This is a genomic window from Neorhizobium galegae, assembly GCF_021391675.1.
In the GTDB taxonomy this organism is placed as follows: Bacteria; Pseudomonadota; Alphaproteobacteria; order Rhizobiales; family Rhizobiaceae; genus Neorhizobium; species Neorhizobium galegae_B.
The window spans coordinates 3,281,887-3,303,603 of record NZ_CP090095.1 but is presented as its reverse complement, the minus strand read 5'-3'; the positions used below and the strand labels follow the sequence as shown (position 1 = coordinate 3,303,603).

Genomic DNA, 21,717 nt, shown 5'->3' with positions numbered 1-21,717 from the left:
CTTGTCAACGCAAAGCTTCGAGAAGCGACTTCGAGGGCTCGCCGTTCTGCTGCATGCCGAGGCGTTTCTGGATCGCCGAGATCGCAGCCTTCGAGCCGGAGCCGAAATTGCCGTCGACTTCGCCCTCGTAATAACCGAGCTGCTTCATGCGGTTCTGCAGCTCGAACTTCTGCTTGATGTCCAGCGTGCCTTCGGGGCGCGGCCAGCTCTGCTGGACGCCGCCGACACCGGCGATCTCGTCGGCGAGCAGGCCCACCGCCAGCGCGTAGCTGTCGGCGGCGTTGTATTTCTTCACGGTGAAGAAATTGCCGAGCATCAGGAAGGCCGGGCCGCTCTCGCCGGCCATCAGCTTCAGCGTCGCCCGGTCGGTGCCGCGCGGGAAGCTTTTGCCGTTCGGGCGGGCGAAACCGAGCTTCGCCCATTCGCCGAGCGTCTTGGTCTGGCCTTCGTGACGGGCGCCGTTGGCCGGGAGCACGGTTTCGTAACCCCAGGTCTTGCCGCTCTGCCAGCCGTTCTTGGCAAGCAGGTTGGCGGACGTGGCAAGCGCATCCGGGACCGAATGCCAGATATCACGCTTGCCGTTACCGTCGGCATCGATCGCGTAGAGCAGGTAGCTGGTCGGGATGAACTGGGTATGGCCCATGGCGCCGGCCCAGGAGCCGGTCAGCTGCTTCGGGGTGATATCGCCCGACTGCAGGATCTTCAGTGCGGCGATGAGCTGGTTGCGGGCGAACTTGGCGCGCTTGGGATCGCCCCAGGCAAGGGTCGCCAGCGCCTGCGGCACGTGGTGCAGGCGGTCGGGATTTTCCAGTGCTGCACCATAATTGGATTCCATCGACCAGATGGCGAGCAGGATGTTCTTGTCGACGCCGAAATGGCGTTCCAGGGAGGCCAGCGTCGAGCCGTGCCTGGCGGCCATCTCGCGGCCGATCTTGACCGTATAGGGGTTTACGCGGCTGTCGAGATAGTCCCAGATCCTGGACTTGAATTCCGGCTGAAAATTCGCCTTCTCAAGCACGTCCTGATCGGGTTCACTGATACCGGCGAACGCTCGGTCATAGGTGGAGCGTGTGATACCGCTTTTGGCGGCGGTGTCGTAGAATTTTGCGATCCACGTCTTGAAACCGGCGTCTGCCTGAGCATCTATCGGCATGGCCGCAGCGGCGAGCCCGGCGATCAGGGAGAAGGCAAACCCACGAAAGAGGTTGGTGCGAAGCGTCTTCATCGGCAGTCGGGTCCATTCTTCTTTTACCAAGCCTGACGGCAAGAGTGGCATGCGGCTTAACGATGTAATAACAGGATTGGGTCAACAAATTCTTTACCATAGAAACCCAACCCGCGGCAGTCTTTGCGAAACGGTAGCAATTCGTCATTAGATGCCGAGATTTGAATATTTGCACAATGACGTGCTTGCAGGAGGCATGAGTGGCACAACAACAAAAGATCCGTAAGGCAGTGTTTCCGGTAGCAGGTCTGGGCACGCGCTTCCTGCCCGCGACCAAGGCGGTGCCGAAGGAAATGCTGACCGTGGTCGACAAGCCGGTCATCCAGTACGTCGTGGATGAGGCGGCCGAAGCCGGGATCGAACATTTCGTCTTCGTGACCGGACGCGGCAAGGGGGTCATCGAAGACTATTTCGACATCCAGTACGAGCTGGAACAGATGCTGCGCGAGCGCAACAAGAACGCCGAGCTGACGCTGCTCGCTGGGCTTCTGCCAGTTGCCGGCACCGCCAGCTTCACGCGCCAGCAGGTGCCGCTCGGGCTTGGCCACGCGGTCTGGTGCGCGCGCGACATCGTCGGCAACGAGCCTTTCGCGGTCCTACTTCCCGACATGATCATGGCCGGCGGCAAGGGCTGCCTCAAGGGCATGGTCGATCTTTATGCCGAGAGCGGCGGCAACGTCATCGCGGTTCAGGAATGCGATCCGGAACAGGCGCATAAATACGGTATCGTCGGCATCGGCTCACCGGTCGGCGAGGGCTTCAAGATCACCCAGATGGTCGAAAAGCCGGCCAAGGGCACCGCGCCGTCCAACCTCTACATCAACGGCCGCTACATCCTGCAGCCGGAGATCTTTAAGATCCTGGAAACCCAGGAGCGCGGCGCCGGCAACGAGATCCAGCTTACCGACGGCATGCTGGCGCTCCTGAAATCTCAGGAATTCGCGGCCTATCCCTTCAAGGGCGATACGTTCGACTGCGGCGCCAAGGACGGCTTCATCCTGGCCAACCTCGCCTTCGCGCTGCAGCGTCCCGACATTCGCCCGGCGATCGAAGGGCCGATGAAGGCACTGCTCGCCTCGCTGAAGTAAATTTTCCGGCCGGCAAGTTTGCCGGTTCGACGTCACGCAAACCCCTCATGGTCCTGCTATGAGGGGTTTTCGTTTTTCACGGTGTCGGGTGACATGGGTGTCTCTGAGGGTAGCGATTTTCTGGAATTTCATGACCTGCCGACGGAGGCGGTGCTGGCAATCCTTAAACGCGCCGGCGAACTTGGCGAAGCGTGGCGGGAACGGCGAATGCCGAAAAGCCTCGAGGGCAGACGGGTCGCCCTGATCGTCGACGATGGCGGCTGGCGCAATACGACGGCCTTCGATCTCGGTATCCAGACGATGGGCGGCATTTGCACGCATGTGCCGGCCAGCCTCGGCGGGCGCGAGGCGGTTGCCGATCTGGCGGGTTATCTCGACAACTGGTTCGACATGATCGTCGTCCGCACGCCGGAGTTGGCCTCGCTCCGGGAACTTGCAGCAAATGCCCGGGCGCCGGTCATCAATGCCCGGACGCGATCGAACCATCCTTGCGAGACGCTTGGCGATCTCGCCTATGTCAGAGCCAAAAGGGGCGGCATCGACGGGCTGAAGATCGCCGGTGTGGCGCCGGACGCCAATATTCTGCGGTCCTGGGTGGAGGCGTCGATCTCGCTGCCGATCGAGGTGGTGCAGGTCTATCCGGACGATTGGCATGTCAGCGACCCGGCGCTTCTCAATCCGAATTTCCGCCTGAGCACGGATATGCGCGAGCTTGAGGATGCGGACGTCATCTTCACGGATAGCTGGCCGAGCGGGGTGGCGGAAGGCGAGGTCGCCGACTATCGCATATCGGCCGAGGTTCTCGATCGCTGCCGCCTGGATGCGATCTTCATCCCCTGTCCGCCTGTGGCGCGAGGGCAGGAAGTGACCGCGGATGCGATGGCGCATCCCGCCTGCCAGAGCGCAGCGGCGAAGGCGTTTCTGCTGCATGCGCAGAACGCGCTGATGGAATGGATTGCCGCCCGAACCGGGGTTTAACGCTTCAAGGTGAGGCCGACGCCGGCGCGGACGATCTTGTCGTTGGTGCCGCCGCCGCCCGCCTGTTCGTATTCGACGTCACCGGTCAGATCGAGATAGCGGTTGATGGCCCAGGTCAGGCCGGCGCCGCCGATCCAGACCGTTTCGTCGCTCGGGCCGCCGCTCGGGAAATCCCGCAAAGTCGAACTGCCGGTCAGCCGGGCGATGAGGTTGTCGCGCATTTCATGGGTCAGCGCCGCCGTCGCCTGGTATTCCACCCAGCCGCTCTGGCCGGGCGTGGTCGAGTCCTGCACCGTGGTGCGCAGACCGAGATCGACATTGGTGCCGCGCTGCGGCGACCATGTGGCGGTGCCGTTGAGGGTGACCGCGCCGACCGATTTCAGGCGGTCGTCCTCGTAGTCGACGATTTCGTAACCGGTGCCGATCTCGCCGCGCAGCTTTTCGCCCAAATCGAATTCGACGCCGGTGCGCGCCGCATAGCTCTGCGACGAACGGGCATAGCCGGAATTGTCGCGCCTGAGGTCGTAGAAGGTACGGCCGGTCGCCACTTCCACATAGGGGACGAGTGCCGGCGACAGTTCGTAGCCGAGCCGCAGGCGACCGTCGATGCCGGTGCGGTTGCGGTCCTTGGTGCTGACGATCGTACCGTCGGAGAGTTTCGCATCCGTATAGGCCGCACGGGAAAAATCGAGTGCGGCGGTGCCGCGGACCTTGCCGAAGTCGCGCTGGACGGAGGCGCCGCCGGTGAATTCATGGACGCCCGGCTGGGTCGATGCGCCGCCGAGCGCATTCGGATCGTAGTCGTCCTCGCGGGAGAACCGGTAGCCGCCGGTGATATGGGCGACCGTATCGTTGGAGAGGTCGAGCCGCAGGTCCGCATTGATGTTCGCTTCCGGCTGCTCGCCCTGGCTGCTGCTGCCGAGATTGCGTTCCAGCGTGCCTTCGCCCGTCACCGTCAACGAATGGCGCGACCAGTCGGAGGTCAGCGTGCCGCGGATCGTCGTCGACAGGTAATCGCGGCGGATCTTGGTGCCGTTCGAGCGGCGGGTCTCGGTGTCGATGCTCTGGTTGATCGAGGGGCGGAGCAGGAAACTGCCCATCCGGATGCCGGTCGGATCGCCCGGCTCGCGGGGCTGTTCCTGGGTTTCGACAGGCTCCGCGCCGCGGTCGAGCGGCTCTTCGCGCGGCTGGTTCAGGTCGTCCTCGTAGGGAGGCTCCTGGTTGGCCGCCTGGCTGCGGCCGGGCGTGGTGCCGGTCGCGAGATTGGGATCGTCCTGGTTCTGGTCGTCGGCGGCATTGGTGGCGTTGGTCGTCGGCTGCGCCGAGGTGCTGCCTCTCAATGCCGTGTTGGAGGCCGTGTTCGAAGTTGGCGACGTGGCGTTCGCGACCGAGGGAAGAGAGCCGTTCTGCGGCGGAAACACGTTGCGGGTCTGGGCGGCTGCGGGCGAAACAAGCGCTGAACAGGCCAGCAGAAGGCCGAGTGCCGCCCGGCGCCTCTGACGCGTCCCGCCTGTCGTTGTGGTGATCTTCATAGGCCTGCCCGGGCAATCGCAAATGCTTACCCAAACGTAAAGCCATGTGGTTAACGTTTGGTTGCGACGCTATGGCAGCGGCCAACTTAGCGGCCCCGCGCCAAAGCCGATAGACTTGATGGGTGAAAAGCGTTAAGGCTTGCCCATGATCAAGAGAGCTTTGCAACTGGTCGAAAACGACCTTGTCGATTCCGCCTTGAGGACAATTTCCTTCGGGAAACAAGGGCTTAATGCGCTGGAGCTGGCGCTTCAGAACGGCCTTGGGGATGCCTTCCGCAAGGCCGCGGAACTGATCGGCGACATCGACGGCAGGGTCGTCGTGACCGGCATCGGCAAGAGCGGACATATCGGCCGCAAGATCGCCGCCAGCCTCGCTTCGACCGGCACACCCTCCTTCTTCGTGCATCCGGTTGAAGCCAATCACGGCGATCTCGGCATGATCGGCTCGGGCGACGTGGTGCTGGCTCTGTCCTGGAGCGGCGAGACCGCCGAACTGCAGGGCATCGTTTCCTTCACCCGCCGCTTCTCCATTCCGCTGATCGCCATGACGTCGGGCGAGATTTCGACGCTGGCCCGCGAGGCCGATGTCGTTCTGCTGCTGCCCAAGGAACAGGAAGCCTGCCCGCACGGTCTGGCGCCGACCACCTCGACGCTGATGCAGCTTGCCATGGGCGACGCGCTTGCCGTGGCGCTGCTCGAAGCACGCGGTTTCTCGGCAACCGATTTCCGCGTCTACCATCCAGGCGGCAAGCTCGGGGCGATGTTGAGCCATGTCGGCGACCTGATGCATACCGGTGATCGCATGCCTCTGGTCAAAAAGGGCGTCCTCATGCTGGAGGCGATCGAGGAACTGTCGCGCAAGCGCTTCGGCTGCGTCGGCATAGTCGACGAGGATGGCAGCCTCTGCGGCTTCATCAGCGATGGCGATATTTCCCGGCACCTTCATCTCGATCTGCGCGAAACGCTGGTCGACGACGTGATGACGCACAACCCGAAGACCGTCGGCAAGGAAACGCTTGCCACGAAGGCCATGGCGCTGCTCAACAAGCACAGCATCGGCGCGCTGCTCGTGGTCGACGAAGAGCGCAAGCCGGTCGGCATCGTCCACTTCCACGACCTGCTGCGCGTCGGCGTCGCCTGATATTCAGCCAGGCTCCAAGCCGCTTTAAGCCGTTTTCCAACCGGAAGAACTACGCCGCTTCGACCGTCAGGTCGCGGCCGCTCGCCGCCACCACCTTCACCTGCGTGCCGGCCGGCAGGTCCGGTCCCATCACCGACCACCATGTATCGTCGAGTCGGATGCGGCCGCGCCCCTCGGCGATCGGTTCGTGAAGAGTTGCGGTGCGGCCGACCAGGCTTTCGCCGCGACGGTTGAGATTGGGCTCGTCCGTCGCCTGGTTGCGGTTGGAATAGAAACGGCGGCCGGCCAGTGCGAAGGCGCCGGAAAGCACCGCGAAAAGCAGGAGCTGGACGTGCCAGGTCCAGAAGGCCGCGTCCCAGAGCGCCAGAGACAGGACGCCGATGACGATCGCGGCCGCGCCGATCCAGATCAGGAAGACGCCGGGTGCAGCGAGTTCGGCACACAAGAGGACGACGCCCAATATCCACCAGCTCCAGGGACCGAGATTGACCACAGCATCATGCAGCATGGTTCAGGTCTCTGAAGAATTCGGGTTGAACGGATTGAGGACCGGCGTGGTGCGCGGGCCGGGCTGGGGACGCGGGCCGGCCGAGGGGCGCGGCGGTGCGGCGGGACCCGAACCATCGCCAAAAACCTCCTTGGCGATGGCGCCGATGCCGCCGAGCGAACCGATGACCGACGAAGCCTCCAGCGGCATCAGCACGATCTTCGAATTGGGCGCCTTGCCGATCGCCGCCAGCGCCTCGATGTATTTCTGCGCCACGAAATAGTTGATTGCCTGCACGTCGCCGGCGGCGATCGCCTGCGAGACGGACTGGGTCGCCTTGGCTTCGGCTTCCGCCAGACGCTCGCGAGCTTCCGCCTCGCGGTACGCGGCCTCGCGCTTGCCCTCGGCTTCCAGGACGGCCGCCTGCTTGGCGCCTTCGGCGCGCAGGATCTGGGCGCTGCGGGAACCTTCGGCCTCGAGGATCTGGGCGCGCTTCTCGCGCTCGGCCTTCATCTGCCGCCCCATCGATTCGACGAGGTCGGCGGGCGGCTGGATGTCCTTGATCTCGACGCGGGTGACCTTGATGCCCCAGGGGCCGACGGCCTCGTCGACGACGCGCAGCAGGCGCTCGTTGATGACTTCGCGATTGGAGAGCAGCTCGTCGAGATCCATCGAGCCCATGACCGAGCGGATGTTGGTCATGGTGAGGTTCTGGATGGCGTTCTGCAGGTTGGAAATCTGGTAGGCGGCCTGGGCCGGATTGAGCACCTGATAGAAGGCGACAGCATCTGCGGAGACGCTGGCATTGTCCTTGGTGATGACTTCCTGGGTCGGGATGTCGAGCACCTGCTCCATGACGTTCATGCGCACGCCGATGCGCTCGATGAAGGGCGTCAGGATGTTGAGGCCGGGCTCCAGCGTGCGCGTATAGCGTCCGAAGCGCTCCACGGTGTAGCGGTAACCCTGCGGCACGGTCTTGATCCCGGCGAACAGGACCAGGATGATCAGCAGTACGACGCCGATCACGACGATATCGAAGCCACCCAGGCCGCCCAAGTTCATGACATTCCTCCATTGCAGGCGGTAAGTCCGCCAGATCACACGTGATGAGTTAGCACGTTCTTTACAGGGAAGAAATGACAGCCCGACCGCTGTCGATGTCGCCCGGGTTATTCACAAGGACGCGTTGCCGGTCTAGGAAGCGGGTTCGAACTCCCGGTCGCAGCCTACCCGGTCAAAACAAGGATGAAAGCCCATGAAAACCATCGTCGTCTGCTCCGGCGGACTGGATTCCGTTTCGCTCGCCCACAGGATTGCCGCCGAACAGCAGCTGCTGGGGCTGATCTCCTTCGACTATGGCCAGCGGCACCGCAAGGAACTCGATTTCGCCGCCGCCTGCGCCGCGCGGCTCGGTGTGTTCCACGAGATCATCGACATGCGCGGCATCGGCAGCCGGTTGACCGGCTCGGCACTGACCGATGACGTGGACGTGCCGGACGGGCATTATGCCGAGGAGACGATGCGGGTGACCGTGGTGCCGAACCGCAACGCGATCATGCTGTCGATCGCCTTCGGGGTGGTGGCGGCGCGAAACGCCGATGCGGTGGCGATCGCCGTGCATGGCGGCGACCATTTCATCTATCCCGACTGCCGGCCCGGTTTCATCGACGCCTTCCAGGCGATGCAGGATCATGCCCTCAACGGTTATGCCTCGGTGCGGCTGCTTGCGCCTTATGTCCATGGATCGAAGGCCGATATCGTCACGGACGGCGCTCGTCACGCTACGCCGTTTGCCGAAACCTGGTCCTGCTACAAGGGCGGTGCCCGCCATTGCGGCCGCTGCGGCACCTGCGTCGAGCGGCGCGAAGCCTTCCACCTTGCCGGCATCGAAGATCCGACCGAGTACGAGGATCCGGATTTCTGGAGGGCGGCGACGGAGCGATTCACGGCCGAGGAGACGCGTTGATAGAGTGGCTGTCTCATCTAGAACAGTCATTGGATCATCACGGCCAACCGGGCTAGGTTTCGCATTCTTCCCGCACGAGGTACCTCGATGAAGCTTCAATTGATCCGCAATGCGACGCTCAAGCTTTCCTATGCGGGCCGCAGCATCCTGATCGATCCTTATTTCGCACCTCGTCACAGCCTGCCGTCCTATACCGGAAAATCCGCCAATCCGTTGACGGACCTGCCGCTTTCGGTGGAGGAGGTCTTGCAGGGTGTCGAACTGGTGATCGTCTCCCATCTCCATACGGACCATTTCGATTCGGTGGCCAAACAACGTGTCCCGAAACATCTGCCGCTGATCTGTCAGCCGGGCGATGAGGCGACAATCGCTGCAGAAGGTTTTACCGATGTGGAGCCGCTCGAGGGGGAGCTCGTCTGGCAAGGCATCACGATCACGCGCCGTGAGGGCAGCCACGGGCTTGGTCCGGTCCGGGAAAAGATGGGGTCGGTAATGGGACTGACGCTTGCCGCGCCCGGTGAGCCGCTCATTTATTGGGCGGGCGATACGGTCCTTTATCCGCCGGTACTGGAGACGGTGGAGCGCGTCGTGCCCGATGTCATCGTCAGCCATTCCTGCGGCGCCCTCTGGGATGGCGACCTCATCGTCATGGATGCGGCGGAAACGATCGAACTCTGCCGGTCCGCGCCTGAGGCCACGGTTGTCGCGGCGCATATGGAGGCGCTCGATCATGCCACCGTTTCGCGTGCACATCTGCGCGAGGCGGCTGGTTCGGCCGGAATCGGCCCATCGCGCCTGCTGATTCCGGCAGACGGCGATGTGATCGACCTGCCGGCCCGCTGAAAGCGCTGAACCCGGAGAGGCAATAAATCAGGGGCGGCTGGAATGAGCCGGCTTACACCCAGCCCTGAAGTTCGCGGCGAACGACCTTTTCCAGCACCGTCATGCCACCGGGGCTGTCGTTCAGACAGGGGATATGCGCGAACTTTTCGCCGCCGTGATGCAGGAAGATCTCGCCGGCTTCTTCGGCAATCTCTTCGAGCGTTTCCAGACAGTCGGAGACGAAGCCGGGGTTCATCACCGCGATCCGCTTGATGCCGTCATGGGCGAGTTTTTCGACCGTCTTGTCGGTATAGGGCTGCAGCCATTCCTCGGGCCCGAAACGGGACTGGAAGGTGATCATGAAATTCCTGTCCGTGAAGCCGAGGGTCTCCTTCAGGAGCCGCGCGGTCTTCTGACAATGGCAGTAATAGGGATCGCCCGCCTTGAAATAGGATTGCGGGATGCCGTGGAAGGAGGCGATCAGCATTTCCGGCTCCCAGTCGAGGGCCGCATACTTCGCCCTGACGGAGTCCGCCAGCGCCTCGATATAGGCCGGCTCGTCGTGATAGGGCGGCACGGTGCGTAACGCCGGCTGCCAGCGCAGCTTCATCAGGTGCTCGAAGGCCTTGTCGTTGACGGTGGCGGTGGTGGAAGCCGCATATTGCGGATAGAGCGGGAAGAGGACGATCTTTTCGCAGCCCTTCTCCTTCAGGGCATCGATGCGCTCGGCGATCGAGGGTTTTCCGTAGCGCATCGCCCAATCGACGACGACATTCGGGAGATCCTTCAGCCGCTCGGCCATCAGCTCGCCCTGGCTGCGGGTATAGGTGCGCAGGTAGCTTTCGTTGAGATCCTTGTTCCAGATCGCCTCATAGGCCTTGCCGACCTTCTGCGGCCGCTTGTTGAGCACGATGCCGTAGAGGATCGGATACCAGTAGAGCCGCGACCATTCGATCACCCGCTTGTCGGACAGAAACTCGGCGAGATAACGCCGCATCGACCAGTAATCCGTGCCGTCGGGCGTGCCGAGATTGACGAGCAGCACGCCGACCTTGCCGAAAGTCACCTTCGGATGATCGGAGGGCATGGGGGCGGAATGGGAGGTCATGCGGACACTTTCGGGTTGAACGATAGCCGGGCGCTTTATCTGCGGGATTACTTAGGAAGAAAACCGGCCCGGGAAAGCCCGGGCCGGCTGAAGAAACGAGACAAATTGTCCTTGTCAGCGATGCCGGCGGCTTATTTCGCCGGCAGTTCCAGCTCGGCGCCGACCTGGATGACATTCGGGTGGCGCAGTGCGTTGAGCTTGGCGATCTCGGTCCACTTTTCGCCGTCGCCATAGGTGGCTTCGGCGATCTTCCACAGCGAGTCACCCTTGGCGACCGTGTACTTGGTCGGACCGGCCGGCTGCGGAGCGGCGGGAGCCGCTGCCGGAGCAGGCTTTGCCGGGGCTGCGGCCATGGTGTTCGGGGCCGGAGCGGCAGGTGCTGCCGGAGCCGCCATCGAGGGAGCGGGAGCGGCAGGTGCAGGGGCTGCGGGTGCCGCCATGGTCGGGGCCGGCGTTGCTGCCGGGGCCGGGGCAGCCGGAGCAGGAGCCGCGGCTGTCGGAGCCGGTGCGGCAGGAGCAGCCGCCGGAGGAGCGGCCGGCGCAGGCTTTGCCGGCGGCGTGTAGCTTGCCGGGGTCAGGTCGGTGACGCGGCCGTCCGTATAGGGCTTGTAAGGGTTTCGGGCAGCCACGAATTCCGCCGTCACGTCGGCGAGGTCCGGACCGTAGTCATAGGCGTTCTTGCCGCCGGTCTTGAAGATGGCATAACCGTCGCCACCTGCACGCATGAAATTGTTGGTGACCACGCCGTAGCTCTTGGCCGGGTCGATGGCGACGAACTTGTCGCCGTCCTTGACCTGCACGTCGCTGACCTTGGAGCCGGCCGGCTTCGACTTGTCGAAGGAATATTTGAGGCCAGCGACCTGCGGGAAACGGCCGGCGCCGTCATCGATCTGGCTGACGCCGTTTTCCAGGGCCTTGATGACATCGGCACCGGTGAGCTGGAAGGTGGCGAGCGTGTTCTGGAAAGGCAGGACGCTGACGACTTCGCCCTGGGTGACTTCGCCGGCGTCGATCGAGGCGCGCAGGCCGCCGCCGTTCTGGATGGCGATGGTGATGCCCTGACCCTTGGTGCGGTCGAGCATGGCATCGGCGACCAGGTTGCCCATCGAGCATTCCTTGGCGCGGCAGACGCGGCGGTCACCGTCGATCACGGCTTCGGAGGCGCCGACGACCTTCTTCTTCATGTCCTCGATCGGCTTCTTCAGCTCCGCGACGCGGGCCAGGAAGGCCGGGTCCGGGGTGATCGACTTGTCCATGAGGATCGGCTCGCCCTCGGCCGACTTCACGACACCGCTGTCGTCGAAGACGATTTTGATGTCGCCGAGATACTTCGAATACTGATAGGCTTGGACGACCGGGACCTTGTAGCCGCCCGGGTTGTCCGACCAGGTCGGGTAGGGGCCTTCGGCGCCCTTGGCGGTGTTCGACAGCAGCGTGTGGGTATGGCCGCCGACGACGACGTCGACATCCGGGATCTTGGCGATCATGGTGAGGTCGCGCGGATAACCGACATGGGTCAGTGCGATGATCTTGTCGACGCCCTGGGCCTTGAGGCCCTGGACGGCTTCGGTGATCTTGGCGACGTCGTCGGCAATGGTGATGTTCGGGCCGGGATTGGCGATTTCGGCGGTGTCGTTGGTGACGGCGCCGACGATGCCGATCTTCTGGCCTCCGACGGTCAGCACCAGCGAGGGCTTGATGCGGTTGCCGATCTTGGCGGCGGCGCTCGGCACGACGTTGGCGGTGACGACCGGGAACTGGATCTTGTCGAGGAAGGTGGCAAGCACGTCGTCGCTGTCGTCGAATTCATGGTTGCCGACGGTCATGGCGTCGAACTTCATGGCGTTCAGCGCTTCGGCTTCGGCCGCACCCTTATAGGTCGTGTAGAAGAGAGAGCCCTGGAAGTTGTCGCCGCCGTTGAGGAGAATGACGTTCTTGTTCTGAGCCTTCAGCGCGTCGCGGGTCTGGTTGATGGCGGTCAGTAGGCGGGATGCGCCGCCGAAGCAGACGCCCTTGCCTTCATCCTCGGCCGAGCAGGTGGAATCGGTTGCGTTGATCGATTCGAGACGTGAATGGAAGTCGTTGATGTGCAGGATATTGAGCTCGAAATCGGCAAATGCCGCGCCGCTTGAAAGAGCCATGACCGACGCGGTCAGCAGCCCGAGCCCCAATGTCTTCTTCATCTGATCTCTCCTCTTTTTAATTCGGACGGCTGTGCCGCCCTTTTTATCTGTTCTAGTTTTTCAATGTGACAACCGTTCCGGCGGGCATGTTTTCATCAACCGATGGTGGGTTCAAGGGAAATGTGACGGTAGTGCATTCGTAAATGAATGCACGCAAAACGCGAAAACCCCGCCGAGGCGGGGTCGCGATGATCGGGACGAGGATGTGTCGTCTCAGCCGCGGCGGGCCAGCGAGAACTGGGCGCCGCTATCCTGCGTGCAGTTGAGCTGGTTGATGCTGACCAGCGAGCAGTTGACACGCGACTGGGTCTTGCGCACCAGCGAGGTCATGTTGATCTCGACCAGCGTCGGCGAGAGGCTGGTATAGGTGCCCGAGGCGAGCAGCGTGTTGCTGTCGCTGGAGCGGGTGTTGAACGTGCCGGCCTGGAACGACGAGACGATGCCGTTCGGATCGACCCAGCTTCCTTCGACGCCCTGCGGCTGCACGGCCGCCATCTGTTGCGGCGGAGGGGAAGAAACGCAGGCGGTCAAGCTGGCTGCGGCGATGAGCGCAAAGCTCACTTTAAATTTCATGATCAGTCTCCCGCGATTCGGTCCGGCTTAGGTTGGCAAACCTTGCCGCCATCGCCCTATGTAACGCAAGATGTGGCCTTGAAAAGGCAAGAGCTTTCAACATGCAAAAAACCGCCTGCGGCGAGGCAGGCGGTTTCTATTGTCTTTTATCGGATCAACGGACCCGTTCGTTGGATTAACGAACCTGCTCGCGAAATTAGCGAACCAGGATGTTCTTGAACTGCCACGGATCCTTCTCGTCGATGTCTTCCGGGAAGAGGCCCGGGCGACCGTCGAGCGGGGTCCAGTCGGTGTAGTGACCTTCGACCGGGCCGAGATAGGGCAGCTGCACTTCGAGGCAGCGCTTGTAGTCGATCTCATCGGCTTCGACGATGCCGGCGGTCGGGTTTTCGAGCGCCCAGACCATGCCGGAGAGAACCGCCGAGGTCACCTGCAGGCCGGTGGCGTTCTGGTAAGGCGCGATGCGGCGGGTTTCTTCGAGCGACAGGCGCGAACCGAACCAGTAGGCGTTCTTCTCGTGGCCGTAGAGCAGGACGCCGAGTTCGTCGATGCCGTCCTCCAATTCGTCCTCGTCGAGAACGTGATGGACCGGCTGCGGGGTGCCGCCGTTGCCGAACATTTCATGCAGCGACAGGACCGCGTCATTGGCCGGATGGTAGGCGTAGTGGCAGGTCGGGCGGAAGGTCACTTCGCCGTCCTTGTCGCGCACTGTGAAATAGTCGGCGATCGAGATCGATTCGTTGTGGGTGACGAGGAAGCCATACTGCGGACCGGGCGTCGGGCACCAGGAGCGGACGCGGGTGTTGGCGCCCGGCTGTTCGAGGTAGATGGCGGCCTTGTTGCCCTTCTTGTGCTTCTTGGCGTTCTTCGGCATCCATTCCTCATGGGTGCCCCAGCCCAGTTCGGCCGGCTGCATGCCTTCGGAGATGAAGCCTTCGACCGACCAGGTGTTCCAGAAGACGTTGAGCGGCTTCGGATGCTTGGTGCGCTGGGTGTCGCGCTCGGCGATGTGGACGCCCTTGACGCCGAGCTTCTTCATCAGCTTGGCCCAACCTTCGCGATCGTGCTGATCCGGCTCGTCGAACTTCAGGCCGGTGTCGTTGGCAAGGTTGACCAGCGCCTGCTTGACGAACCAGGAGACCATGCCCGGGTTGGCGCCGCAGGTGGAAACGGCGGTGGCGCCGCCCGGGCTCTTGGCCTTTTCCTTGCGCACGGTTTCACGCAGCGCATAGTTGGTGCGCTCGGAATTCTTCATGTTCTTGTCGAAGTAGAAGCCGAGCCAGGGCTCGACGACCGTGTCGATGTAGAGGACGTCGAGCTTGCGGCAGAGCTTCATCAGGTCGAGCGAGCCGGTGTCGACCGACAGGTTGACGCAGAAGCCCTGGCCCTTGCCTTCGGTCAGAAGCGGCTTCAGGAGTTCCTTGTAGTTCTCCTTGGTCACGAATTCCTTGATGTGACGGACGCCGTGCTTCTTGAGGATCTCCATGTCGGCGGGTTCTTCGCGCGGGTCGATGACGACCATCCGGCTCTTGTCGAACTTGAAATGGCGTTCGATCAGCGGCAGCGTGCCGCGGCCGATCGAGCCGAAACCGATCATCACGATCGGACCGGTGATTTCGCCATAAACCGGATAGGTAGTCTCTGACATGTCTTTCTCCTTGATCGCGGCCTTGTGGGCCGCTGCCCCGCTTATTCGGCAGTGGAATGGAAATTAAAGGCTGCACTCGGGCAATTCGCGGCGCTCTAGATCATAAAACTTCGTCACAATAAAGAGCCTGTCGGTTTTCGGGTATGAATCGGCGGCGTTATTCGACGACGGCGGGCGTCGCTTCGGATTTCCGGAGAGCTGCGACAAGCTCGACGTCCGGTTCGACGCGGCGGGCCGGATCGAGTTGCCGCAGCCCGATCATGAAGGGCTTCGACAAGCCATCGTGGGGCGTGCAAGCGAGTTTCATGGCATCGGGCTTTGTGCTATAGACCAGGGAAATTGGAGGCATACGGTCCATGACGTCGCATGTGGTCTCACTTCGCATTTCGGGCGAAATGAAGGAACGGCTCGACCGGCTGTCCTCGGCGACCAATCGGTCCGCGACAGCGCTCGCCGAGGAAGCGCTCGAAGACTATCTCTCACAGCACGAGTTGGAGATCGAGGCCCTCGATGCCGCGGTCGAGCGCGCCGACAAAGGCGATTTCGTCTCACATGAAGCGGTGGCCGGCTGGCTGAGGAGCTGGGGTACGGCCGATGAAGGCGCGGCACCCAAGCCGGACATCATCAAGACGCATCGATGAGGCTCATCTGGGCCGAGGCGGCGATCGCCGATCTTGTTCATCTTCGCAGTTATATCGCCGAGCATAATCCGCAGGCCGCAAACGAGATGGCGGCGAGACTGCTCGATATCGCGGAACTGCTGATCGCGCATCCTCAGGCGGGCCTCCAGACGGCAAAACTCGGAGTGCGTCGTCTCATTTTATCGCAATCAGCCTATTCGCTGATCTATCGAATGGTGGGTGAGGATATCGAAATCATCGAAGTGTTTGACGGCCGTCGGCGAAAGCCCCGCACGGATCTGGCCGACTAGTCACTCGGTCGCAGTACCCTGGTGGAAAACCATGCGCCACTTGCCGTCCGGATCGAGGCGCCAGATGGAGCTGCGGTTGGCGAAGAGCTGGCTGCCGTCCTCGTTGACGCGGGTGCCGCGGTAGGTGGCGAGCGCGATCGTGTCGCTCAGCATCGCAGCGCTGAAATCAGAGATCGACGTGTTGTTCGGGCCGGTCTCGGCGACGAGGCGGGTGACGATATCGTCGAACGTGTAGGCGAGGCCGGAGCGGCCGAATTCGCGGAATTCCGGGGCCAGCAGTTCGCGCAGCTTTTGTTCGGAGCCGCGGACCTCGCGGCTCTGTAAGGCGAGCTCCAGCGCAAGCAGGTGATCGGAGAGGGGGCTGGGCGCGGCCATTTACCGGCCCGCTCTGGCCATTTTTGCGGGGCGGGCGGCGGGGCGAGGGGCTTCCGCCGGCATTTCCGATCGGGCGGCCTGGGCGACGAGTTCGGCTGGGATCAGGCCGCGCAGCGAATTGCCGACGAAGAAGCGGCGGTTTTCGAGGTCGGCGAGACGGAGGACCTGGCTTTTCGCTTTTCCCTCGCGGATCAGGTCGGCGCGCAGGATGCCGGGCAGGAGGCCGCTCGACAGCGCAGGCGTCAGAAGCAAACTGTCCGCCGTCTCCGCGAAGACATTGGTGATCGTGCCTTCGCAGACCTCGCCGCGCTCGTTGAGGAGAATCACCTCATCTGCCTCTTCGGGAGAAAATTCGGCGCGGGCGGCCTCGTAGAGCTCGCGCTTGGAGGTCTTGTGGCGATAGGTCGGGTCGTCCGAGGGAAGCATCGTTTTGGCGACCTGGATCCGCCAGAGGGTATCGGCGGGCAAGGGTGTGAAGGGCGTGGTGGTGATCTCGATCTTGCCGCGATAGGTCATGACGAGACGGACGCGGAGCGGCGTCTCGCCGCCGGTCGTCGTCGCTTGGAGCTGTTTCAGCGTATCCGCCGGTGGCTGGCGGAAACCGAGTGCGTCCGCCGACCGGCTGAGCCGGCGCAAATGCTGGTCCATCCGAAGCAAGCCGTTGCCCGGTTCCCAGCGCATTGTTTCGATCAGCGAGAAATCCATTGGTCGCCCACCGCAAAGCGTGCCTTCAACAGGCACTCGTCATACTCGGCTTCGGCCTTCGAGTCGAAGACGATGCCGCCGCCGACATTGAAGACGGCTTTTTCGTCGTTGAAAAGTGTGATCGTGCGGATGGCCACCGAAAAACGCATCGGGCCGGCCGGATCGCACCAGCCGATGGCGCCGCAATAGACGTCGCGCGGTTCCGTTTCGAGATCGGCGAGGATGCGCATGGCCCACATTTTCGGCGCTCCGGTGATCGAGCCGCAGGGAAAGAGCGCGGCGAGAATCTCGGGAAAGCCGATCTCGGGCAGCAGCCTTGCCCGCACGTGGCTGACCATCTGGTGGACGGTCGGATAGGTTTCGATCTCGAAGAGTTTGGGCACCGAGAGCGTGCCGACCTCGCTGATCATAGAAATGTCGTTGCGCAGCAGGTCGACGATCATCCGGTTTTCGGCGAGCGTCTTCTCGTCGCCGAGCATCTCGGCGATGATCGCTTCGTCTTCTTCCGCCGTCGCGCCGCGCGGGGCGGTGCCTTTCATCGGATGGGTCTCGATGAAGCGGTCCGCATCGACCGAGAAGAACAGTTCCGGCGAGCGCGACAGCACGAGCGGGCCGCCAAAGTCGATATAGGCGCCGTAGCGCACCGGCTGGCGGGCGACGAGGGACCAGAAGGCGGACAGCGGATCGCCGTGCCAGCGTGCCGCGACCGGCATGGTCAGGTTCGCCTGGTAGCAGTTGCCGCTGCGCAGGTGCCGGTGAAGCCGGTCGAACCGTTCCTGGTAGGTCGCAAAATCCCACGTCGCGCGGGGTTCGCTGAGGAAGGAGCCTTGCGAGGAGCCGTCGTCCACGATCGTGTCGGGCGGTCCGGCGAGTGGATGGTCGTTGCCCGAGGGTTTGTCGAATATGCCCATGGCGATCAGCGGCGTCGGCCGGTCATCGACGATCAGGTGCCGGAGCTTGTCCTCGAAGACGTAGCCGGTCTCGTAGGAAATATAGCCTGCCAGCCATTGGCCGGCGAGGCGCGCGTCTTCCAGGCGCCGAAGTGCGGGCAGCACCTCGGCGGCAGTCCGGGCCGTGACGATTTCCTTCGGCCGGTCGAAAACGAGGCTCCGGCCGGCGGGGTCGTCACGAAAGAGCGCGAAGGGCGCTTTCTCACTCATGGGAGTGTATTATGGGCATGGGAGTGCCTTAAGGGAATGCGTCAGGCCTTGTCCAGAGCCTCCAGCTCGTCGATCAGGCCTTCGATCATCGACAGGCCCTTGGACCAGAAGGACGGGTCGGTGGCGTCGAGGCCGAAGGGCTTCAGGAGTTCCGAGTGATGCTTGGTGCCGCCGGCCTTCAAGAGCTCGAAATACTTCTGCTGGAAGCCCGGAGCGGCGTTCTGGTAGACCGCGTAAAGCGAGTTCACCAGGCAGTCGCCGAAGGCATAGGCATAGACGTAGAAGGGTGAGTGGATGAAGTGGGGGATATAGGTCCACCAGCTTTCATAACCCTCCGAGATCTTGATCGCCGGTCCCAGGCTCTCGCCCTGGACGGAGAGCCACAGTTCGCCGATCTGCTCGGCGGTCAGTTCGCCTTCCTTGCGGGCCGTGTGGACCTTGCGCTCGAACTGGTAGAAGGCGATCTGGCGCACGACCGTGTTGATCATGTCCTCGACCTTCTGGGCGAGCATGGCCTTGCGTTCGCGCTTGTCGGTGGTCTTTTCCAGCAGCGCGCGGAAGGTCAACATCTCGCCGAAGACGGAGGCGGTTTCGGCAAGCGTCAGCGGCGTCTGGCACATCAGCGCGCCCTGGTCGCCGGCCAGAACCTGGTGCACGCCGTGGCCGAGTTCGTGGGCGAGCGTCATCACGTCACGCGGCTTGCCCATGTAGTTGACGAGCACGTAGGGGTGGGCAGACGGCACGGTCGGGTGCGCGAAGGCGCCCGGCGCCTTGCCGGGACGGACCGGCGCGTCGATCCATTCCTCCTCGAAGAAGCGACCGGCGATATCCGCCATTTCGGGCGCAAAGCCGCGATAGGCGTCGAGCACGGTATCCTTCGCCTCAGTCCAGGAAATTAGCGCATTCGGGGTTTCCGGCAGCGGCGCGTTGCGGTCCCAGAAATTCAGCTGGTCGACGCCGAGCCACTTCGCCTTCATCGCGTAGTAGCGATGCGAGAGGCGCGGGTATGCCTGCCTGACCGCTTCGGCGAGCGCATCGACGACTTCGCGTTCGACACGGTTGGCGAGATGGCGACTGTCGGCGATGTCCTCGAAGCCGCGCCAGCGGTCGGAGATTTCCTTGTCCTTGGCGAGCGTGTTGGTGATCAGCGTGAAGACGCGCAGGTTGTCGCCGAAAGTCTTCGACAAGGCTGCGGCGGCCTTGGCGCGGGTTTCAGGCTGCGGCTCCTGCAGCATGTTAAGGGTGATTTCCAGCGGCAATTGCTCGCCGTCGATCTCGAATCGGAGCTCGGCCATGGTCTCGTCGAACAGGCGATTGAAGGCGGCGGCCGAGGTCATCGATTTTTCGAGGAAGAGCTGTTCCAGCTTGTCGTCGAGCTGGAAAGGCTTGTCCTTCCTGAGGTCGACCAGCCAGGGGCGGTAGTGGCCGGCGGCCGGATCGCGGTCCATGCAGGCGTCCATCACCGCATCGTCGATGCGGTTGAGTTCCAGCGCGAAGAACAGCAGGTGTGCGGAGAGGTCGGTCAGCTTCGCCTGCACGTCGCCGTAGAACTTGCCGTTCGCCGGGCTCGACGTGTCGGAGAAATAGGTGAGGCCGGCGAACGAGCCGATCTTGCCGAGCAGGTCGTCGAGCGCCTCGTATTCCTTGAGCGCCTCGCCGATACCGCCGGCGCCGGTCTTCGTCGCAGCTTCGGTAAGCTTGCCCTTCCACTTTTCTTCGAAGGCGATCGAGAGCTTGCTTGCCTTTTCCATGTCGGCCGTGAAGGCCGGGGCATCCTTGGCGGCATAGAGATCCGAGAGCTTCCAGACCGGCAGAAGGCCGAGCGCTGGATCGGTGGCGGCAGCGCCTGCGGCGGTTGCGGCCAGAATTTGGGGGAGGACGGGGGCGGACATTCTCATCGCTTTTTTCCTTCTCAACCTGTTGCGTCTGTTTTCCTTGCCGGCCGTTAAAATGCAAGCTTTTCTCAAAAGGGGATGTTCAAGGCTTTCTGACACAACCAGCGGCATAACAGCCTAAAAGGGCCATGATGACCATTGCTGGGAGCCGAGCATGATTGCGCAAATCCTCGTTGTCGATGACGATCCTATTCAGCGTCGCCTATTGAAGAATGCGGTTGAACGTTACGGCCATGCCGCCCATCTTGCCGAAAACGGACTGGTGGCGCTGGAGTTCCTGAAGCGCACCGCGACCGACATCAATGTCATCGTGCTCGACCTGATGATGCCGGAAATGGACGGCCTCACCTTTCTCGCGGCTATCCGCGAACTCGGCATCGAAACGCCGGTGATTGTCCAGACGGGCCAAGGCAGCATCGAATACGTGGTGCAGGCGATGCGCGCCGGTGCCTTCGATTTCGTTGTGAAGCCGGTGTCGCCGGAGCGGATCGGCGCCTCGATCACCAATGCGCTGAAGCTCGACCAGAAGGAATCGAAGGCCCGTGTCGGCCGCCGCCATCGCGCCGGCGCCGTCGGCTTTGGCGATATCATCTCGGCGAGCCCGGACATGCTGCGCGTCATCGATCTCGCCCAGCGTGCCGCCCATTCCAACATCCCGGTGGTGCTGGAAGGCGAATCCGGCGTCGGCAAGGAAATGATCGCCCGCGCCATCCAGTCGAACAGCGACCGCGCCGGCAAGCCGTTCATCACCGTCAACTGTGGCGCCATTCCGCACAATCTCGTGGAAAGCATCCTCTTCGGTCACGAGAAGGGCGCCTTCACAGGCGCCTCGGAAAAACATACCGGCAAGTTCGTGGAAGCCGATGGCGGCACGCTTTTCCTCGACGAGATCGGCGAATTGCCGCTCGACGTGCAGGTGAAGCTGCTGCGCGCCGTGCAGCAGGGCGAGGTCGAGACCGTCGGCGCCTCCAAGGTCCAGAAGGTCAATGTCCGGCTGATTTCGGCCACCAACAAGGACCTGATCGAGGAAGTCCGGGCCGGCCGCTTCCGCGAAGACCTCTATTATCGCCTCAACGTCTTCCCGATCACCATTCCGGCGCTGCGCCGCCGCAAGGAAGACATCCCGCATCTCGCCCGCGTTTTTGCCGAGCGGTTCTCGACCGAGCAGAAGCTCAACAGGACGCTGTCGGTCGGCGCCGGCGCGCTGGCGCTTTTGACGGCCTACGACTGGCCGGGCAATATCCGCCAGCTCGAGAACGCCGTGTTCCGCGCCGTCGTGCTGGCCGAGGGCACCGAGCTCACCGAAGACGATTTTCCGCAGATCGCCGCGCAGATCCCGGAATTCAGGCAGGCGGAACTGGCGGCGACCGCCGTCATGCCCGCACCGGGTGTTCTGTCCGACTACGCCATGCGCGAGGCGCTCGCCGATTCGCCGGTATTTGCCAATAACGACAAGGCTCGGGTCGGCAGGCCGGATGCGAAGGCGATGCTCGCCGCCGCTTATCCCCAGGAAAACGTCATCGTCAGCACCGACGAGACCGGCGAAGTGAGGAAGCTCGCCGACGTCGAGGAGGAGCTGATCCGCTTTGCCCTGAAGTTCTATCGCGGCCAGATGAGCCAGGTTGCCCGTAAACTCGGCATCGGACGCTCGACACTCTACCGCAAACTCAAGGATTACGGCATCGATCCTGACGATCCGCTGAAGGAAGCCGCGTAATTACTGCAACGTAATTGCTAATGTATTAGCTAGTGTTAACCTTCGCGCAAGGATGTCCTGTCAACGTCTGTCAATCTTCGATTAGTCAATTATTGACTATACGGGAGAACGTTGTACATGTGTGGCACATTTGCCATCGTGTCACCGCAATTGACAGTCATTTGAGGCAACGTGGGACGTTGT

General features: G+C 62.7%; 20 protein-coding genes and 2 pseudogenes. 9 read left to right on the top strand and 13 right to left on the bottom strand.

Annotated features, from left to right (window positions below; translation table 11 throughout):
* Nucleotides 1–4 precede the first annotated feature (4 nt).
* On the bottom strand, nucleotides 5–1,225 hold the full coding sequence (locus LZK81_RS16495; protein ID WP_233953950.1) for a lytic murein transglycosylase: 1,221 nt from the start codon (nucleotides 1,223–1,225) through the stop codon (nucleotides 5–7).
* A gap of 200 nt (nucleotides 1,226–1,425) precedes the next feature.
* On the opposite strand from LZK81_RS16495, the gene galU reads away from it, so the two are divergent.
* Together galU and LZK81_RS16485 are read left to right on the top strand one after the other, a co-directional pair.
* Nucleotides 1,426–2,313 carry a UTP--glucose-1-phosphate uridylyltransferase GalU gene (galU, locus tag LZK81_RS16490; protein ID WP_233953949.1) on the top strand — a complete coding sequence of 296 codons (888 nt, stop codon included), beginning with the start codon at nucleotides 1,426–1,428 and terminating at the stop codon, nucleotides 2,311–2,313.
* 93 nt (nucleotides 2,314–2,406) lie between these two features.
* Nucleotides 2,407–3,291, top strand: a complete 885-nt coding sequence (locus LZK81_RS16485) for an ornithine carbamoyltransferase (protein ID WP_233953948.1) — start codon at nucleotides 2,407–2,409, stop codon at nucleotides 3,289–3,291.
* On the opposite strand, the gene LZK81_RS16480 is transcribed toward LZK81_RS16485, so the two are convergent.
* Nucleotides 3,288–4,823, bottom strand: coding sequence for an outer membrane beta-barrel protein (locus LZK81_RS16480; RefSeq protein ID WP_233953947.1), 1,536 nt, complete (start codon nucleotides 4,821–4,823; stop codon nucleotides 3,288–3,290). The genes LZK81_RS16485 and LZK81_RS16480 overlap by 4 nt on opposite strands.
* A gap of 145 nt (nucleotides 4,824–4,968) precedes the next feature.
* On the opposite strand from LZK81_RS16480, the gene LZK81_RS16475 reads away from it, so the two are divergent.
* Entirely contained in the window at nucleotides 4,969–5,964 is a 996-nt protein-coding gene (locus LZK81_RS16475; protein ID WP_233953946.1) for a KpsF/GutQ family sugar-phosphate isomerase, read from the top strand.
* A gap of 49 nt (nucleotides 5,965–6,013) precedes the next feature.
* Here the strand turns inward: LZK81_RS16475 and LZK81_RS16470 are convergent, their stop codons facing one another.
* Both LZK81_RS16470 and LZK81_RS16465 read right to left on the bottom strand, forming a co-directional pair.
* Nucleotides 6,014–6,472 carry an NfeD family protein gene (locus tag LZK81_RS16470; protein ID WP_233953945.1) on the bottom strand — a complete coding sequence of 153 codons (459 nt, stop codon included), beginning with the start codon at nucleotides 6,470–6,472 and terminating at the stop codon, nucleotides 6,014–6,016.
* Between the two features lie 3 nt (nucleotides 6,473–6,475).
* Nucleotides 6,476–7,513 (bottom strand): SPFH domain-containing protein, encoded by a 1,038-nt coding sequence (locus LZK81_RS16465; RefSeq protein ID WP_046624782.1) that lies wholly within the window; start codon nucleotides 7,511–7,513, stop codon nucleotides 6,476–6,478.
* A 193-nt stretch (nucleotides 7,514–7,706) separates the two neighbouring features.
* On the opposite strand from LZK81_RS16465, the gene queC reads away from it, so the two are divergent.
* Together queC and LZK81_RS16455 are read left to right on the top strand one after the other, a co-directional pair.
* Entirely contained in the window at nucleotides 7,707–8,417 is a 711-nt protein-coding gene (queC, locus tag LZK81_RS16460) for a 7-cyano-7-deazaguanine synthase QueC (protein WP_233953944.1), read from the top strand.
* Nucleotides 8,418–8,504: 87 nt separating this feature from the next.
* Entirely contained in the window at nucleotides 8,505–9,260 is a 756-nt protein-coding gene (locus tag LZK81_RS16455; RefSeq protein WP_233953943.1) for an MBL fold metallo-hydrolase, read from the top strand.
* Between the two features lie 52 nt (nucleotides 9,261–9,312).
* Here LZK81_RS16455 and hemH read toward each other — a convergent pair whose 3' ends face one another.
* From hemH to LZK81_RS16430, 5 genes are all read right to left on the bottom strand, one after another.
* The gene (hemH, locus tag LZK81_RS16450) at nucleotides 9,313–10,347 is read right to left on the bottom strand and encodes a ferrochelatase (RefSeq protein ID WP_046608478.1); all 1,035 of its coding nucleotides are present in this window, start codon (nucleotides 10,345–10,347) and stop codon (nucleotides 9,313–9,315) included.
* A 131-nt stretch (nucleotides 10,348–10,478) separates the two neighbouring features.
* The gene (locus LZK81_RS16445) at nucleotides 10,479–12,530 is read right to left on the bottom strand and encodes a 5'-nucleotidase C-terminal domain-containing protein (RefSeq protein ID WP_233953942.1); all 2,052 of its coding nucleotides are present in this window, start codon (nucleotides 12,528–12,530) and stop codon (nucleotides 10,479–10,481) included.
* Nucleotides 12,531–12,743: 213 nt separating this feature from the next.
* Nucleotides 12,744–13,103, bottom strand: a complete 360-nt coding sequence (gene omp10, locus LZK81_RS16440) for an outer membrane lipoprotein Omp10 (RefSeq protein WP_038589461.1) — start codon at nucleotides 13,101–13,103, stop codon at nucleotides 12,744–12,746.
* Between the two features lie 196 nt (nucleotides 13,104–13,299).
* On the bottom strand, nucleotides 13,300–14,751 hold the full coding sequence (locus LZK81_RS16435) for a homospermidine synthase (RefSeq protein WP_233953941.1): 1,452 nt from the start codon (nucleotides 14,749–14,751) through the stop codon (nucleotides 13,300–13,302).
* A gap of 157 nt (nucleotides 14,752–14,908) precedes the next feature.
* Nucleotides 14,909–15,058 (bottom strand): hypothetical protein, encoded by a 150-nt coding sequence (locus LZK81_RS16430; RefSeq protein ID WP_233953940.1) that lies wholly within the window; start codon nucleotides 15,056–15,058, stop codon nucleotides 14,909–14,911.
* 49 nt (nucleotides 15,059–15,107) lie between these two features.
* On the opposite strand from LZK81_RS16430, the gene LZK81_RS16425 reads away from it, so the two are divergent.
* Together LZK81_RS16425 and LZK81_RS16420 are read left to right on the top strand one after the other, a co-directional pair.
* Nucleotides 15,108–15,392, top strand: coding sequence for a CopG family ribbon-helix-helix protein (locus LZK81_RS16425; RefSeq protein WP_046607879.1), 285 nt, complete (start codon nucleotides 15,108–15,110; stop codon nucleotides 15,390–15,392).
* A complete protein-coding gene (locus LZK81_RS16420) occupies nucleotides 15,389–15,682 on the top strand; it encodes a type II toxin-antitoxin system RelE/ParE family toxin (RefSeq protein WP_080952400.1) in 294 nt (97 codons plus the stop codon). The genes LZK81_RS16425 and LZK81_RS16420 overlap by 4 nt, the downstream gene beginning before the upstream one ends.
* On the opposite strand, the gene LZK81_RS16415 is transcribed toward LZK81_RS16420, so the two are convergent.
* The 4 genes from LZK81_RS16415 to LZK81_RS16400 are packed head-to-tail and all read right to left on the bottom strand — an operon-like array spanning nucleotide 15,683 to nucleotide 19,820.
* Nucleotides 15,683–16,057, bottom strand: a complete 375-nt coding sequence (locus LZK81_RS16415) for a DUF4440 domain-containing protein (RefSeq protein WP_233953939.1) — start codon at nucleotides 16,055–16,057, stop codon at nucleotides 15,683–15,685.
* Nucleotides 16,058–16,762: an aminotransferase class IV family protein gene (locus LZK81_RS16410; RefSeq protein ID WP_233953938.1), complete on the bottom strand. Its 705-nt coding sequence runs from the start codon at nucleotides 16,760–16,762 to the stop codon at nucleotides 16,058–16,060.
* Nucleotides 16,747–17,922, bottom strand: a complete 1,176-nt coding sequence (locus LZK81_RS16405) for an aminodeoxychorismate synthase component I (protein WP_233953937.1) — start codon at nucleotides 17,920–17,922, stop codon at nucleotides 16,747–16,749. Before LZK81_RS16405 ends, LZK81_RS16410 begins: the two co-directional genes overlap by 16 nt.
* Nucleotides 17,923–17,963: 41 nt before the next feature.
* Nucleotides 17,964–19,820 carry a M3 family oligoendopeptidase gene (locus tag LZK81_RS16400; RefSeq protein WP_233953936.1) on the bottom strand — a complete coding sequence of 619 codons (1,857 nt, stop codon included), beginning with the start codon at nucleotides 19,818–19,820 and terminating at the stop codon, nucleotides 17,964–17,966.
* Between the two features lie 151 nt (nucleotides 19,821–19,971).
* Here LZK81_RS16400 and LZK81_RS16395 point away from each other — a divergent pair.
* Nucleotides 19,972–21,160, top strand: a pseudogene (locus LZK81_RS16395) (sigma-54-dependent transcriptional regulator); the annotation flags it as partial.
* A 197-nt stretch (nucleotides 21,161–21,357) separates the two neighbouring features.
* Nucleotides 21,358–21,534: pseudogene (locus tag LZK81_RS29420) on the top strand (helix-turn-helix domain-containing protein); the annotation flags it as partial.
* Between the last annotated feature and the right edge of the window lie 183 nt (nucleotides 21,535–21,717).